Source organism: Streptomyces sp. NC-S4 (genome assembly GCF_054353315.1).
The window spans coordinates 1,672,294-1,686,724 of record NZ_CM135937.1 but is presented as its reverse complement, the minus strand read 5'-3'; the positions used below and the strand labels follow the sequence as shown (position 1 = coordinate 1,686,724).

Here is a 14,431-nt window from a genome sequence, read left to right as displayed (position 1 = left end):
TGATCGGCCAGGAGGAGGGGTACCGCGCGATGTCGTGAACGCGTATGTCGTGGACTGGGAGGCTCGCCCATGGGCGGACGCTCACACCTTTCACTCAAGAGGGACCTTTCACCACATGGTAAAGGACGAGCAAAGGGAACGGATCATTCTTTTGGCGGAGCGCGGCCCGATGATGGGATTCACCCATGACTGATCTTCACATCGGCTCTGCGTCGGCGGCCGACCTGGGCGAGGTCCTGGCCTTCTGGAAGACCGCCGCGGAGGGAACGAGTATCAGCGACGATCCCGCGGGGGTCGAGCGGCTGCACGCCCGCGACCCCGGGGCGCTGCTGCTCGCCCGGCGCGACGGGGAGCTCGTCGGCACGGTGATCGCCGGGTTCGACGGGTGGCGCTGCCACCTCTACCGGCTCGCCGTGCACCCCGGTTACCGGCGGCAGGGCATCGGGGCCGCCCTGCTGGCCGCCGCCGAGGAACGGTTCACGGCGCTGGGCGGGCGGCGCGGGGACGCGATGGTGCTCGATCGCAACGAGCGGGCGCACCGGGTGTGGGACGCGGTGGGATACCGGCCGCAGGAGCAGTGGACGCGGTGGGTCAAGCCGCTCGGCTAGCCGCCGGTGCCGGTGCCGGTGCCCGGGGCTCGGCCGGTGGGCGGCCGCCCGTGGGTGGGCGGCCGCGCCTCAGGGATTCGGGGCTCCGCCCCGGACCCCGCGCCTCAGACGCCGGCGGGGCTGGGTTCGGCCGGGCCCCGCGCCTCAGACGCCGGTGGGGCTGGGGGCGGTCGGGGGGAAGGGCGGTGGGGTCCAGGTGGACAGGAAGGACTCCGCCGACCAGGTGCCCGACAGGGGCGGGGCCAGCCAGGACGGGGCCGACGCGCGGAAGCGCTCCGGTGCGAGGGTCCCCGAGCCCTCCGGGACCGCGCCCAGCAGCGGCAGGCCCGAGGACTTCGTGAGGTCCGCCAGGTTGCAGCGTGCCGCGAGGTCCGGGCTCTGCGGCCAGCTGCCGACCACCACGCCCAGCGCGGTCAGCTCCCGGGCCCGCAGGGCCTCCGCCGTGAGGGTGGTGGCGTTGAGCGTGCCGAGACCCGCCTGGGCGACGACCAGCGTCGGCGCGCCGAGCAGGCGGGCCGCGTCGGCCAGCGTGTTGCCCGCCTCGTCGAAGCGGACGAGCAGTCCGCCCGCACCCTCCACCAGGACCAGGTCGTGGTCCAGCGACAGCCGCCGCGCGGCCTCCGCGATCTGCGCCGGGGCCAGTGTCGCCAGCCCCGAGCGGTGGGCCGCCCGGTCCGGGGCCAAGGGCTCCGGATAGCGGGCCAGTTCCACCGCCGTGACGGAGGGGCCGGCCAGCCGGACCGCCTCCGCCGCGTCCCCCGGCTCCTGCGGGCCGACACCCGTCTGCGCGGGCTTGAGCACCGCCACCGAGCGGCCGGCGGCCACCGCGGCGGCCGCGATCGCCGACGTGACCACCGTCTTGCCGATCTCGGTGCCCGTCCCGGAAACCATCAGTACGGACATCTCAGCCTTCCCTCGCCGCCGCGCACACCGCACGGCAGATCCGGTCCACGTCCTCGTCGCCGGTCACGAACGGCGGCATCACGTAGATCAGGTCCCGGAACGGACGCACCCACACGCCCTCGCGCACCGCCGCCCGGGTGGCCGCCGCCACGTCGATCTCGTGGTCGAGCTGGACGACGCCGATGGCGCCCAGGACGCGTACGTCCTTCACCCCGGGGATGTCGGCCGCGGCCGACAGGCCCTCGCGCAGCCCCGCCTCGATCCGCTTGACGTCGGTCGTCCAGTCCTGGCCGAGCAGCAGCTCGACGGAGGCCAGGGCCACGGCCGTGGCCAGCGGGTTGCCCATGAAGGTCGGCCCGTGCGCCAGCACGGGGACCTCGCCCCGGGAGATGCCGTTCGCCACCCGCTCCGTGCACAGGGTCGCCGCCAGCGTGAGGTAACCCCCGGTCAGCGACTTGCCCAGGCACATCACGTCCGGGGTGATCCCCGCGTGGTCGGCCGCGAAGAGCGCGCCGGTGCGGCCGAAGCCCGTGGCGATCTCGTCCAGGATCAGCAGGACCCCGTACTCGTCGCACAGCTCGCGCAGCACCCGCAGGTAGCCGGGGTGGTGGAAGCGCATGCCGCCCGCGCCCTGCACCACCGGCTCCACGATGACCGCGGCCAGCTCGTCCGCGTGCGCGGAGATCGTGGCGCGCAGGTGGTCGGCGTACGCCGGGTCCACGGGCGTGTCGAAACCGGCGGGCGGCGCGTCCGCGAAGACCTGCCGCGGCAGGTGACCCTGCCACAGCTCGTGCATCCCGCCGTCGGGGTCGCAGACCGCCATCGGCTGCCAGGTGTCCCCGTGGTAGCCGCCGCGCCAGGTCAGCAGCCGGGTCTTGCCCGTCCGGCCGAGCGAACGCCAGTACTGCAGGCACATCTTGACCGCGACCTCGACGGACACCGAGCCCGAGTCGCAGAGGAAGACGTGCTCCAGCCCCGGCGGGGTGATCTCGACGAGCTTGGCGGCGAGCCGGACGGCGGGCTCGTGGGTGAGCCCGCCGAACATCACATGCGACATGAGGCCCAGCTGCGCGGTGGCGGCCTCGTTGAGCACCGGGTGGTTGTAGCCGTGGATCGCCGACCACCAGGAGGACATGCCGTCGACCAGCTCTTCGTGGCCGTGTCCCTGGGAGGGGTCGGCCAGCCGCAGCCGCACCCCCGAGGCGGAGGCGATGATCAGCGGCTCCTGCCGCCCGGGCATCGGGCCGTACGGGTGCCAGACGTGCTGCCGGTCCAGCGCGAGCAGTTCCGCGCCGACGGACAGCGGTGCATGATGATCAGGCATTGGGCGCGATGTCCGTTCCGGCGCCGCGTCGGCGGACCGCCACGAGCTCCGGGCGGACCTCGCCGGCCTCGGCCTGGACCGGTGCGGGCGTCCGCTCCTCGGGCGCGTGGCCCGAGCAGCCGCCGCACGCGGAGCCGCAGCCCGCGGCTTCGCCCTCGGAGGCGGGCGCGCCCGAACCGCAGAGCGAGGCGCCGCCGTTCGAACCGCAGCCCCCGCCGGTGGTGGCGGCCGCGACGTCGGAGCGGTGCGCGGGAAGGGTCGACGTACCGGCGCCCTCCACCTCGAAACCGGCGTCCGCGATCATGTCGAGGTCGGCCTGACCGGCCTGGCCCTCACTGGTCAGGTAGTCGCCGAGGAAGATCGAGTTGACGATGTGCAGGGCCAGCGGCTGCATCGAGCGCAGGTGCACCTCGCGCCCGCCGGCGAGGCGGACCTCGACGTCGGGGCAGACGAACCGCGCCATCGCCAGGATGCGCAGGCAGCGCTGCGGGGTGAGGTTCCACTCCTTGGCCAGCGGGGTTCCCTCGAACGGGATCAGGAAGTTGACCGGCACGGAGTCCGCGTCCAGCTCGCGCAGCGAGAAGACGACGTCGACCAGGTCCTCGTCGCTCTCGCCCATGCCCGCGATCAGACCGGAGCACGCGGACAGGCCGGCGCCGTGCGCCTTCTGTACGGTGTCGACGCGGTCCGCGTAGGTGTGGGTCTTGGTGATCTGCCCGTACGTCGCCTCGGAGGTGTTGAGGTTGTGGTTGTAGGCGTCCGCGCCCGCGTCCCGCAGCCGCTCCGCCTGACCGTCCGAGAGCAGGCCGAGGCACGCGCAGACCTCGACGCCCTCGTTCTGCTCCTTGATCGCCGCGATCGTCTTGCCGACGCGGTCCACGTCCCGGTCCGTCGGGCCGCGGCCGCTCGCGACCAGGCAGACCCGCTTCGCGCCGCCCGCGACACCGGCGGCGGCGGCCTGGGAGGCCTCTTCGGGCTTCAGCCACGTGTACTTGAGGATGCCCGCCGTCGACCCCAGGCGCTGGGAACAGTAGGAGCAGTCCTCCGGGCACAGGCCCGACTTCAGGTTGACCAGGTAGTTCAGCTTCACCCGACGGCCGAACCACTGGCGGCGCACCTTGCCGGCCGCGGCCACCACGTCGAGCAGTTCGTCGTCAGAAGTCGCCAGTACGGCGAGCGCTTCTTCGCGGGTCGGCAGCTCTCGCCGCAGCCCCTTGTCCACCAGGGTGTTCAGCAGGTCCATGAACCCGATCCTGGACCACACCACCGCTCCCGGCCAAGGAGAGATCGGACAACATGGCCGGATGGGTGTGTGTGTATCACCACACCTGGCGCAGCGGTCACGCGAGCTAGGGTCGGGGCAGGTCTGTGGACTGCCGACAAAACACGAGGACGTGCCGATGCCCGAGCTCACTCCCGACCCGGTGGACGTCTTCGGGTGGATCGACGACGCGGAGCGCGCGCGGGAGGAGGCCGGCCTCGTGCGCACGCTGCGCCCCCGGCCGCCGGTGTCGCCGCTGCTGGACCTGGCGAGCAACGACTACCTCGGCCTGTCCCGGCACCCCGAGACCGTCCGGGGAGCGCAGGAGGCGGCCGCGCGCTGGGGCGCCGGAGCCACCGGTTCGCGGCTGGTGACGGGTACGACCGAGCTCCACACCGAGCTGGAGCGGGAGCTCGCCGCCTTCTGCGGCTTCGAGGCCGCGCTCGTCCTGTCCTCCGGCTACGCGGCCAACCTCGCCGCCGTCACCGCGCTCGGCGGACGGGGCACGCTGGTCGTGTCCGACGCCGGGAACCACGCTTCCATCGTCGACGGCTGCCGCCTCGCGCGCGCCGAGACCGCCGTGGTCCCGCACGCCGACCCGGACACCGCGCGCAAGACGCTCGCCGCGCACGAGGGCCGCGCGCTGCTGGTCAGCGACTCGGTGTTCTCCGTCGACGGGGACGCCGCCCCGCTGGCCGCGTACGCCGCCGCCTGCCGGGACGAGGGCGCGGCCCTGGTCGTCGACGACGCCCACGGGCTGGGTGTGCTGGGCGAGGGCGGCCGCGGCGCGCTGCACGCCGCCGGGCTCGCGGGAGCGCCGTACGTGGTCGCCACCGTCACGCTCTCGAAGTCCCTGGGCAGCCAGGGCGGAGCGGTGCTCGGCCCGGCCAGGGTGATCAGGCACCTGGTCAACACCGCGCGCACCTTCATCTTCGACACCGGACTGGCACCGGCGGCCGCCGGTGCGGCCCTGGCGAGCCTGCGCCTGCTCCAGCGGGAACCGGAGCGCGCGGACCGCGCCCGCGAGGTGGCGGACCGGCTGTACGGGCGACTCACCGCGTCCGGCCTGACCGCGGCCCGGCCGGACGCGGCCGTGGTGTCGGTTCGGGCCCCGTCGGCGTCGGCGGCACTGCGCTGGGCCGCCGACTGCCGCGAGGCAGGTCTGTCCGTGGGTTGCTTCCGTCCGCCGTCGGTGCCGGACGGCATCTCGCGGCTGCGGCTGACCGCCCGGGCCGATCTCACGGGGGACGAGATCGATCGGGCGGTGGCGACGATCCTGGCGACCGCACCCGCGGGAGCCACGGACGGCCAGGGCCGGTAGGCCGTAGCGGCCGGGGTCCTGGGTGTTCCGGGGCGGGGCTACGCGGGCGCGTCAGCCCCCACCGAGGCGAGGAAGCCGGTCCAGGCGGGCCCGGTGAAGAGCACGGCCGGGCCGTCCGTCCGCTTGGAGTCGCGGACGGCCAGCAGACCGCCGTCCAGGACGGCCGCTTCCACGCAGTTGTTCATTCCGGTGCTACGGCTGCTCCGCCGCCACCGCGCGCTTCTCAGAAGTCCGCTGTTGGATAAGGGGGTTGCGGACACGGGGGTGCCTCCTTACGCGTCGTCAGCGAGTGAGCTGATGAGATCCGACGAGTCCTGGGGCGGGAGGGCGTGCGCCTGGATGGTGCGGAACGCGGCGCCGTACGCCTCAAGGTCTTCCTTCCGCTCCAGATAGAGGCTACTCGTCAAATGGTCGAGTACCACCACATCCAGATCGGCGATGTCCGGAAATGAAAAAATAACGAACGGTCCGGTCAGGCCGAGATGCCCTCCGACGCTGAACGGCAGTACCTGCAGCCGCACTTGGGGCAGCTTCGACACCTCCGTCAGGTGCCGCAGTTGCTCGGCCATCACCCCGGGCCCGCCGATCTGCCGGCGCAGCACCGCCTCGTCCAGTACGGCGCTCAGCTCCAGCGGGGGATCGGCCCGCAGCACCGACTGCCGGGCCAGCCGTACGTCGACCAGCGCGTCCACCTTCGGCTCCGGCAGCCCGCCCAGCGCGGCCCGGGTCACCGCCCGCGCGTACCCGGGGGTCTGCAACAGCCCCGGAACGACGGACAGCTCCACGGTACGGGCCGACCTGGCCCCCGCCTCCAGACTGATGAAGTCCCGGTACTCCTGCGGCAGCAGTCCCCGGTAGTCGTGCCACCACTGGCGGCCGCGTCCGGTGTCGCCCGCCGGACCGGGGCCGGCGGCCGAGACCGACAGCGCCTCCAGCAGCGCGCGCTGCTCCGGGCTGACGATCTCCCCGTAGGCGTCGAGGAGGAGCCGGATGTCCTCCGGCTTCACGCCACTGCGACCTGTCTCGATGCGGCTGATTTTCGACTGGTGCCATCCCATGATCCGAGCCGCCTCACCACTGGTGAGACCGGACCGGTCACGCAGGGCACGCAGTTCTTCGCCGAGCTTGCGTCGGCGCACCGCGGGACCGTGCTGCACACCCGCCTCCTTCCACCGGCACACCTCGCACCAGTTTGCCGTTCAAATAAGCTCCTCCGTAGCAGAGTTCACTGCATTGAGCGACAGATATATGCATATCTTGGGGAAAAGGCAGATGCGGCGGCACGATGAGTGGCACTCTGGCGTCCAGCACAGATCCGGGGCCTTTCGCTCCGGTGGGAAAGGGACCGTCGCCATGGCAGACCACCAGGAAGCATCCGTCACTCTGCCGAGCGATCCCGCCTCGGTCGCCCTTGCCCGACGCTATGTGGCGGAGGTGCTGAGCGAGTGGGGACTCCCCGATGACGCCGACACCGCCGACAGCGTCCGGCTGATCGTCTCCGAGCTCGCCACCAACGCCGTACAGCACACTTTCGGCCAGTCGCCCACCTTCACCGTCGACGTCCGCCTGGAGCGCCAGGAGTGGTTGCGCGTCGGGGTGACGGACAGCCACCCGCGCTGGCCCAGGCGGCTCCCGGCCGCCGTCCAGCAGGACAACGGCCGGGGCATGGTCATCATCCGCTGGCTGGCGGCGGAGGCGGGAGGCAGGCTCTCGGTGACGCCGACCGAGGACGGGGGCAAGACGGTGTGGATCGCACTGCCCTGGAGCGTCGGGGCCCCGGCGGGCAGCGTCACCGGCTGCTGACCTGCCGGAGCGCTGGGCCGTCCCTTCCGGATCTTGCGGGCCCGGCAAGATCCGGAAGAGACGGCCTAGGCGAGGCCGCGTTCGCCGGCGCTGCGCTCGATGCACAGCTCGTTGCCCTCGGGGTCGGCGAGCACGACCCAGCCCGCGACGCCGTCGGCGTCGCGGCGGTCGTCCACGAGCTTCGCGCCGAGCCCGATCAGGCGCTCGACGGTCTCGTCGCGGGTGCCGGTCGGCGGCTGGATGTCCAGGTGGACCCGGTTCTTGACCGACTTGCCGTCGGGGACCCGGATGAAGAGCAGCCCCGGCACGCCCGGCTGCCCGGGTTCCAGCATGACCTCGTCGTCCCCCTCCACGTCGTCGGGATGCATCGTGAAGCCGGTCACCGCGGACCAGAACTCGGCGACGCGGTAGGGGTCGAGGGCGTCGAAGGTGATGTGCCGGACGGGGTTGACGAACATCTGTCTCCTCGGTGGGGGATCCGTATGCGCGGCCGTATACGGAATCGGGGCTCCGGGGCGCCGGAGTTGAACCGGGTACCTGCCCGAAACGTGGGTTAACTCAACGGAAAAGCGCAGCGCTTAGCGTGGCGGCCACGTTCGACCGCCAATGATCACCCATGATCCGGTAAAGCGGCGGTGGTCGGGGTGGAAAGCCTTTCCCCGAGTTGGGCAAGAGACGCTTGGTTCGGATATGCGCAGGTCAACAGAGTGTTGAAGGCCGGTAGGGTCGCCCCGCCTCTTGTTGATCTTGTCCCGGAAGCTTGGTGATACGAGTGCAACTGACACCGCACGAGCAGGAGAGACTGCTCATCCATGTGGCCGCCGACGTGGCCGAGAAGCGGAGGGCGCGCGGGGTCCGCCTCAACCATCCCGAGGCGATCGCGCTGATCACGTCGCACCTCCTGGAAGGGGCCCGCGACGGCCGGACCGTGGCCGAGCTGATGGCCTCGGGCCGCACCGTCCTGACCCGCGAGGAGGTCATGGAGGGCATCCCCGAGATGATCCACGACGTCCAGGTCGAAGCGACCTTCCCGGACGGCACCAAACTCGTCACCGTCCACGACCCGATCGTCTGAAACGGAGTACCCCCGCATGATCCCCGGCGAAATCGCCTTCGGGGACGGCCCGGTACCCCTCAACGAGGGTCGTCCCGTCACCCGTCTCACCGTGCTCAACGCGGCCGACCGGCCGGTCCAGGTCGGCTCCCACTACCACTTCGCCGAGGCCAACCCCGGCCTCGACTTCGACCGCTCCGCCGCCCGCGGGCTCCGGCTCAACGTCGCCGCCGGGACGGCCGTCCGCTTCGAGCCGGGCATCCCGGTCGCGGTGGAGCTCGTACCGCTGGCGGGCCTGCGGACCGTACCCGGGCTGCGCGGCGAGACCGGAGGGCCGCTCGATGGCTGAGCTCTCCCGTCAGGTGTACGCCGACCTCTTCGGGCCGACCGCGGGCGACCGGATCCGGCTCGCCGACACCGACCTCTTCGTCGAGATCGAGCAGGACCTCAGCGGCGGCCCCGGACGGGCCGGCGACGAAGCCGTCTTCGGCGGCGGCAAGGTGATCCGCGAATCCATGGGCCAGGCCCGCACCACCCGGGCCGAGGGCGCCCCCGACACGGTGATCACCGGGGTCGTCGTCCTCGACCACTGGGGCATCGTCAAGGCCGACCTCGGCATCCGCGACGGCCGGATCTGCGGCATCGGCAAGGCCGGCAACCCCGACACCATGGACGGGGTCGACCCCGCGCTGGTCATCGGCCCCGAGACCGAGATCATCGCCGGCAACGGGAAGATCGTCACCGCCGGCGCCATCGACGCCCACGTGCACTTCATCTCCCCGACGGTCGTCGAGGAGGCGCTCGCCTCCGGGATCACCACCCTGGTCGGCGGCGGGACCGGCCCGGCCGAAGGCAGCAAGGCCACCACCGTCACCCCCGGACCCTGGCACCTGGCCCGGATGTTCGCGGCCCTGGAGGCCTACCCGGTCAACATCGGCCTGCTCGGCAAGGGCAACACCATGTCCCGCGAGGGGATGCACTCCCAACTGCGCGGCGGCGCCCTCGGATTCAAGATCCACGAGGACTGGGGAGCCACCCCCGCCGTCATCGACGCCTGCCTCTCGGTGTGCGAGGAGACCGGCGCCCAGGTCGCCATCCACACCGACACGCTCAACGAGGCCGGGTTCGTCGCCGACACCCTCGCCGCCATCGCCGGACGGACCATCCACTCGTACCACACCGAGGGCGCCGGCGGCGGGCACGCACCCGACATCATCACGGTGGTCTCCGAGCCGAACATACTGCCCAGCTCCACCAACCCCACCCGGCCGCACACCGTCAACACCGTCGAGGAACACCTCGACATGCTGATGGTCTGCCACCACCTCAACCCGGCCGTCCCCGAGGACCTCGCCTTCGCCGAATCGAGGATCCGGCCGTCGACCATCGCCGCCGAGGACGTCCTCCACGACCTCGGAGCCATCTCGATCATCTCCTCCGACTCCCAGGCCATGGGCCGGGTCGGCGAGGTCGTGCTGCGCACCTGGCAGACCGCCCACGTGATGAAGAAGCGGCGCGGCTTCCTCCCCGGCGACGGACCCGCCGACAACCACCGGGCCCGCCGCTACGTCGCCAAGTACACGATCAACCCCGCGGTGGCCCAGGGGCTCGCCCGTGAGATCGGCTCGGTCGAGACCGGCAAGCTCGCGGACCTGGTGCTGTGGAACCCGGCCTTCTTCGGGGTCAAGCCCGAACTGGTCATCAAGGGCGGCCAGATCGCCTACGCGCAGATGGGCGACGCCAACGCCTCCATCCCCACCCCGCAGCCCGTCCTGCCCCGGCCCATGTTCGGCGGCCGCGGTCGCGCGCCCGGCCTCAACTCCCTGAACTTCACCGCCCAGGCCGCGCTCGACGACGGGCTGCCCGAGCGCCTCGGGCTGGGAAAGCAGTTCGTCGCCATCGAGAGCACCCGCAAGGTGACCAAGGCGGACATGCGGGGCAACGACGCCATGCCGAGGGTCGAGGTCGATGCCGACACCTTCACCGTCTCCATCGACGGGGAGGCCGTGGAACCGGCGCCCGCGACGGAACTGCCCATGGCCCAGCGCTACTTCCTGTTCTGAGACGAGGTCCATGCCGATGAGCCGCGCCGCGCTGCTCGTCCTCGCCGACGGTCGCTTCCCCGCCGGCGGGCACGCCCATTCCGGCGGGGCCGAGGCCGCCTGCAAGGCGGGCCGGATCCACGACGCCGCCACCCTGGAGGACTTCTGCCGGGGCCGGCTGCACACCGCCGGCCTCACCGCCGCCGCGCTCGCCGCGGCCGCCGCCCTCGGGCTCGACCCGGCCGTGCTCGACGCCGCCGCCGACGCCCGCACCCCCTCGCCGGCGCTGCGCACCGCGGCCCGGCGGCTCGGGCGGCAGCTGCTGCGCGCCGCCCGGGCCACCTGGCCCGCCGCCGAACTGGAGTCCCTGGCGGCGGCGTTCCCGCGCGGGGCCCACCAGCCCGTGGTGCTCGGCGTCACCGCCCGGGCGGCCGGGCTCGGGCCCGGGGACGCCGCGCACGTGGCGGCGTACGAGAGCGTCGGCGGACCCGCCACCGCGACCGTACGGCTGCTGGGCCTGGACCCCTTCGAGGCGAGCGGGGTACTGGCCCGGCTCGCCCCCGAGCTCGACGCCGTCGCGGCCCGTGCGGAACGGGCGGCCGTGCGGGCCCGCTCACAGGGCACCGACGCGCTGCCCGCGGCCTCCTCGCCGCTGCTGGACATCTCGGCGGAGGTCCATGCCGCCTGGCCGGTACGCCTCTTCGCTTCCTGACTCCTGAAGGAGACACCCCCATGCACCTCGACCACGCCGTCACCTACCCCCACCGGCACACCCACAGCGCCGACCCCCTGCGGCCCGACGGCACCCGGCGGGCCCTGCGCATCGGACTCGGCGGCCCCGTCGGCTCCGGCAAGACCGCCACCGTCGCCGCCCTGTGCCGCGCACTGCGCACCGAACTGTCCATGGCCGTCGTCACCAACGACATCTACACCCGCGAGGACGCCGAGTTCCTGCTCCGCGAGGCCGTGCTGCCGCCCGAGCGGATCACCGCCGTCGAGACCGGGGCCTGCCCGCACACCGCCATCCGCGACGACATCTCCGCCAACCTGGAGGCCGTGGAGGAACTGGAGGACGCCTTCCGGGAGAACGGCCGACTGGACCTGATCCTCGTCGAGTCCGGCGGCGACAACCTCACCGCGACCTTCTCCCGCGGCCTCGTCGACGCCCAGATCTTCGTCATCGACGTGGCCGGCGGGGACGACATCCCCCGCAAGGGCGGTCCCGGCGTCACCACCGCGGACCTCCTCGTCGTCAACAAGACCGACCTCGCCCCCCACGTCGGCTCCGACCTCGACCGGATGGCCCGCGACGCCGCCGCACAGCGCGGCGAACTCCCCGTCGCCTTCCAGTCGCTGCGCGGCCCCGAAGGGGTCGGCCCGGTGGCCGCCTGGGTGCGCGAGCGGATCGCCGCCTGGTCCCCGCGATGAGCGGAGCGAGCGCCACCGGCACGGCGCCGGCACCGGCACCCTCGGAGTCCCCGGCGGGACTGCGGGCCACCGCCCGTATCCACGCCGTCGCCGACGGGCGGGGCGGCACCGCCCTGCCGCTGCTCGCCGGGGAGGGACCGCTCGCGCTGCGCCGCACCCGCTCGGAGTCGGTCGCCGAGGCCGGGGTCATGCTGGTCGGAGCGATGACCGCCCCGCTCGGCGGGGACCACCTCACCGTCGAGGCCACCGCCGGGCCCGGGGCGCGGCTCGCCCTCGCCTCGGCGGCGGCCACCCTGGCGATGCCGGGCCGGTCCGGCGAGCCCGCGCGCTACGACGTACACCTCGACCTGGCGGACGGGGCGTCGGTTCGGTGGCTGCCCGAGCCACTCATCTCGGTGCGCGGCAGCGACCTGAGGGTGCGCACCCGGGTCCGACTCGCCCCCACGGCACGGCTGGTGCTGCGCGAGGAGCAGGTACTGGGCCGCACCGGGGAGGTGCCGGGCCTGCTGCGCAGCCGCCTCACCGTCGACCGCGGGGGCCGCCCGCTGCTGGACCAGGAACTCGCCTGCGGCCCCGGCGCGCCCGGTGGCTGGGACGGCCCGGCGGGCCTTGCCGGGCACCGGGCGCTCGGCCAACTCCTCGTCGTGGACCCCGCCTTCGCCGAGGACCCGCCCGCCGCGGCGGTCCTGGGGGAGTTCGCCGCGGTGACCCCGCTGGCCGGACCGGCCGTCCTGGTGACGGCCCTGGCCGCCGACGCCCTGCTCGTGCGCGAGCTGCTCGACGAGGTCTGCCGCAGCCACGGGTGGTGAAAGCGGGACGCAACAGGCACCGCTCAGCGGTACACGCCTTTCCGGTTATCGGGTTGGCAAAGAAGTCGATCGGGACCTGTCGCCGGGTCCCGGTCAGACGACAGGATCCCCCTGCACGCCGACGACCGAAACGACCAACCCGGCCGCCCACGGCGGCACCTGACGCAGGGGGAACAACCACGTGATACGCAACGCGGCGCTGGGGAGCGCCGCCACACTGATCACCGGCACACTCGCGGCGAGCCTGCTGCTGGCCCCGCCGGCCGCGGCGGCCTCCGCCGGCAGCGACGGCAGGCTCCCGGAGGCGCTGGGCGTCCAGATCGCCGCCGCCCGCGCCGCCCGTACCGGGATCGACTGGAAGGACTGCCCGGCGGACTGGGGCTTCGAGAAGCCCATCCAGTGCGGATGGGTGAAGGTTCCGCTCGACTACGCGAAGCCGTACGGCAAGACCATCGACATCGCCGTCGACCGCATCGGCAGCACGGGGACCAAGGAGGAGCGCCAGGGCGCGCTCGTCTACAACCCCGGCGGCCCCGGTGGTTCCGGCATGCGCTTCCCGCGCCGTGTCACCACCAAGAGCCCGCTGTGGGTCAACACCTCCAAGGCCTACGACTTCGTGGGCTTCGACCCCCGCGGCGTCGGCCACTCCGCGCCGATCTCCTGCATCGACCCGCAGGAGTTCGTCAAGGCCCCCAAGGCCGACCCGGTCCCGGGCTCCGAGGCCGACAAGCGCGCCCAGCGCAAGCTCGCCGCCGAGTACGCGGACGGCTGCAAGGAGCGCAGCGGCGAGATGCTGCCGCACATGACCACGCCGAACACCGCGCGCGACCTCGACGTGATCCGGGCCGGCCTCGGCGAGAAGAAGCTGAACTACCTCGGTGTCTCCTACGGCACCTACCTGGGCGGGGTCTACGCGACCCTCTTCCCGGCCCACGTGCGCCGCATGATCGTCGACAGCGTGGTGGACCCGTCGCAGGACAACATCTGGTACGAGGCCAACCTCGGCCAGGACGTCGCCTTCCAGATGCGCTGGAACGACTGGCAGGACTGGGTCGCCAAGAACGACGCCGTCTTCCACCTCGGCGACACCCGCGCCAAGGTCGAGGCCCGCTACCAGAAGCTGCGCGCCAAGGCCAAGGCCAACCCGCTCGGCGGGGTCGTCGGCCCGGCCGAGCTCATCGGCTTCTTCCAGGGCGCCCCGTACTACGACTCCTCCTGGGTGCCCGTCGCCCAGACCTGGGCCGCGTACGAGGCCGGTGACGAGCAGGCGCTCATCGACGCCATCGCCCCGGACATGACGGACACCAAGGGCAACGCGGCGTCGGAGAACAGCAACGCCGTCTACACCGCCGTCGAGTGCGCCGACGCGAAGTGGCCCACCAGCTGGTCCAAGTGGGACCGGGACAACACCAAGCTGCACCAGAAGTACCCGTTCCTGACCTGGTCCAACGCGTGGATGAACCTCCCCTGCGCGACCTGGAAGGCCAAGCAGAGCACCCCGATCGCGGTCGGCGCCAAGCACGGGCTGCCGCCCGTACTGATCGTCCAGTCGGAGCGGGACGCGGCCACGCCGTACAAGGGCGCGGTCGAGCTGCACCGCCGCCTCGCCGGCTCGCGACTGATCACCGAGAAGAGCGCGGGCTCGCACGGTGTCACCAGCCTGCTGAACCCCTGCATCAACACCCGGGTGGACGCCTACCTGCTCACCGGCAAGGTCGACGCCAAGGACGTGACGTGCGCGCCGCACGCCACCCCGGTGGCCCCGGCCCCGGCCGCGGCGAAGTCCCTGTCGTCCGACGCGCCGGCCGAGTCCTCGGTCCTCCCGGCGCCGGAGGAGCTCCCGGCCGTCCGTTAAGGGCCGGCGGGAGCGGGCGGGAG

Annotated in this window: 16 protein-coding genes; 10 read left to right on the top strand and 6 right to left on the bottom strand. The window is 72.7% G+C overall.

The features are described 5' to 3' along the window. Nucleotides 1-185 precede the first annotated feature (185 nt). Nucleotides 186-608, top strand: a complete 423-nt coding sequence (locus tag ACXNSR_RS07015) for a GNAT family N-acetyltransferase (protein ID WP_458641286.1) — start codon at nucleotides 186-188, stop codon at nucleotides 606-608. 144 nt (nucleotides 609-752) lie between these two features. Here the strand turns inward: ACXNSR_RS07015 and bioD are convergent, their stop codons facing one another. From bioD to bioB, 3 genes are read right to left on the bottom strand one after another with little or no spacing between them, the layout of a single operon-like run. After that, entirely contained in the window at nucleotides 753-1,511 is a 759-nt protein-coding gene (gene bioD, locus ACXNSR_RS07010; RefSeq protein WP_458641285.1) for a dethiobiotin synthase, read from the bottom strand. 1 nt (nucleotide 1,512) lies between these two features. After that, a complete protein-coding gene (locus tag ACXNSR_RS07005; RefSeq protein WP_458641284.1) occupies nucleotides 1,513-2,835 on the bottom strand; it encodes an adenosylmethionine--8-amino-7-oxononanoate transaminase in 1,323 nt (440 codons plus the stop codon). Next, complete coding sequence (bioB, locus tag ACXNSR_RS07000; RefSeq protein ID WP_458641283.1) at nucleotides 2,828-4,078, bottom strand: biotin synthase BioB; 1,251 nt, start codon at nucleotides 4,076-4,078, stop codon at nucleotides 2,828-2,830. The genes ACXNSR_RS07005 and bioB overlap by 8 nt, the downstream gene beginning before the upstream one ends. A gap of 157 nt (nucleotides 4,079-4,235) precedes the next feature. Here bioB and ACXNSR_RS06995 point away from each other — a divergent pair, with 157 nt between their 5' ends. Continuing rightward, on the top strand, nucleotides 4,236-5,417 hold the full coding sequence (locus ACXNSR_RS06995) for an 8-amino-7-oxononanoate synthase (protein WP_458641282.1): 1,182 nt from the start codon (nucleotides 4,236-4,238) through the stop codon (nucleotides 5,415-5,417). A 38-nt stretch (nucleotides 5,418-5,455) separates the two neighbouring features. Here the strand turns inward: ACXNSR_RS06995 and ACXNSR_RS06990 are convergent, their stop codons facing one another. Further along, entirely contained in the window at nucleotides 5,456-5,677 is a 222-nt protein-coding gene (locus tag ACXNSR_RS06990) for a DUF397 domain-containing protein (RefSeq protein WP_458641281.1), read from the bottom strand. A gap of 12 nt (nucleotides 5,678-5,689) precedes the next feature. Continuing rightward, a complete protein-coding gene (locus ACXNSR_RS06985; RefSeq protein ID WP_458641280.1) occupies nucleotides 5,690-6,574 on the bottom strand; it encodes a helix-turn-helix domain-containing protein in 885 nt (294 codons plus the stop codon). Between the two features lie 196 nt (nucleotides 6,575-6,770). Between ACXNSR_RS06985 and ACXNSR_RS06980 the strand changes: the two genes are divergently transcribed. Continuing rightward, nucleotides 6,771-7,220: an ATP-binding protein gene (locus tag ACXNSR_RS06980; RefSeq protein WP_458641279.1), complete on the top strand. Its 450-nt coding sequence runs from the start codon at nucleotides 6,771-6,773 to the stop codon at nucleotides 7,218-7,220. 65 nt (nucleotides 7,221-7,285) lie between these two features. Here ACXNSR_RS06980 and ACXNSR_RS06975 read toward each other — a convergent pair whose 3' ends face one another. Beyond that, nucleotides 7,286-7,678, bottom strand: coding sequence for a VOC family protein (locus ACXNSR_RS06975; RefSeq protein ID WP_458641278.1), 393 nt, complete (start codon nucleotides 7,676-7,678; stop codon nucleotides 7,286-7,288). Nucleotides 7,679-7,992: 314 nt separating this feature from the next. Here ACXNSR_RS06975 and ACXNSR_RS06970 point away from each other — a divergent pair, with 314 nt between their 5' ends. The 7 genes from ACXNSR_RS06970 (at nucleotide 7,993) to ACXNSR_RS06940 (ending at nucleotide 14,408) form a co-directional block, all read left to right on the top strand. Then, complete coding sequence (locus ACXNSR_RS06970) at nucleotides 7,993-8,295, top strand: urease subunit gamma (RefSeq protein WP_030011137.1); 303 nt, start codon at nucleotides 7,993-7,995, stop codon at nucleotides 8,293-8,295. A gap of 16 nt (nucleotides 8,296-8,311) precedes the next feature. Further along, nucleotides 8,312-8,623, top strand: a complete 312-nt coding sequence (locus ACXNSR_RS06965) for an urease subunit beta (protein WP_458641277.1) — start codon at nucleotides 8,312-8,314, stop codon at nucleotides 8,621-8,623. Further along, complete coding sequence (locus ACXNSR_RS06960; protein ID WP_458641276.1) at nucleotides 8,616-10,337, top strand: urease subunit alpha; 1,722 nt, start codon at nucleotides 8,616-8,618, stop codon at nucleotides 10,335-10,337. The genes ACXNSR_RS06965 and ACXNSR_RS06960 overlap by 8 nt, the downstream gene beginning before the upstream one ends. Nucleotides 10,338-10,353: 16 nt before the next feature. Then, the gene (locus ACXNSR_RS06955) at nucleotides 10,354-11,028 is read left to right on the top strand and encodes an urease accessory protein UreF (RefSeq protein WP_458641275.1); all 675 of its coding nucleotides are present in this window, start codon (nucleotides 10,354-10,356) and stop codon (nucleotides 11,026-11,028) included. A gap of 20 nt (nucleotides 11,029-11,048) precedes the next feature. Continuing rightward, nucleotides 11,049-11,744, top strand: coding sequence for an urease accessory protein UreG (ureG, locus tag ACXNSR_RS06950; protein WP_458641274.1), 696 nt, complete (start codon nucleotides 11,049-11,051; stop codon nucleotides 11,742-11,744). Continuing rightward, nucleotides 11,741-12,553 (top strand): urease accessory protein UreD, encoded by an 813-nt coding sequence (locus tag ACXNSR_RS06945; protein WP_458641273.1) that lies wholly within the window; start codon nucleotides 11,741-11,743, stop codon nucleotides 12,551-12,553. The genes ureG and ACXNSR_RS06945 overlap by 4 nt, the downstream gene beginning before the upstream one ends. Nucleotides 12,554-12,734: 181 nt before the next feature. Then, on the top strand, nucleotides 12,735-14,408 hold the full coding sequence (locus ACXNSR_RS06940) for an alpha/beta hydrolase (protein WP_458641272.1): 1,674 nt from the start codon (nucleotides 12,735-12,737) through the stop codon (nucleotides 14,406-14,408). The last annotated feature ends 23 nt before the right edge of the window (nucleotides 14,409-14,431 follow it).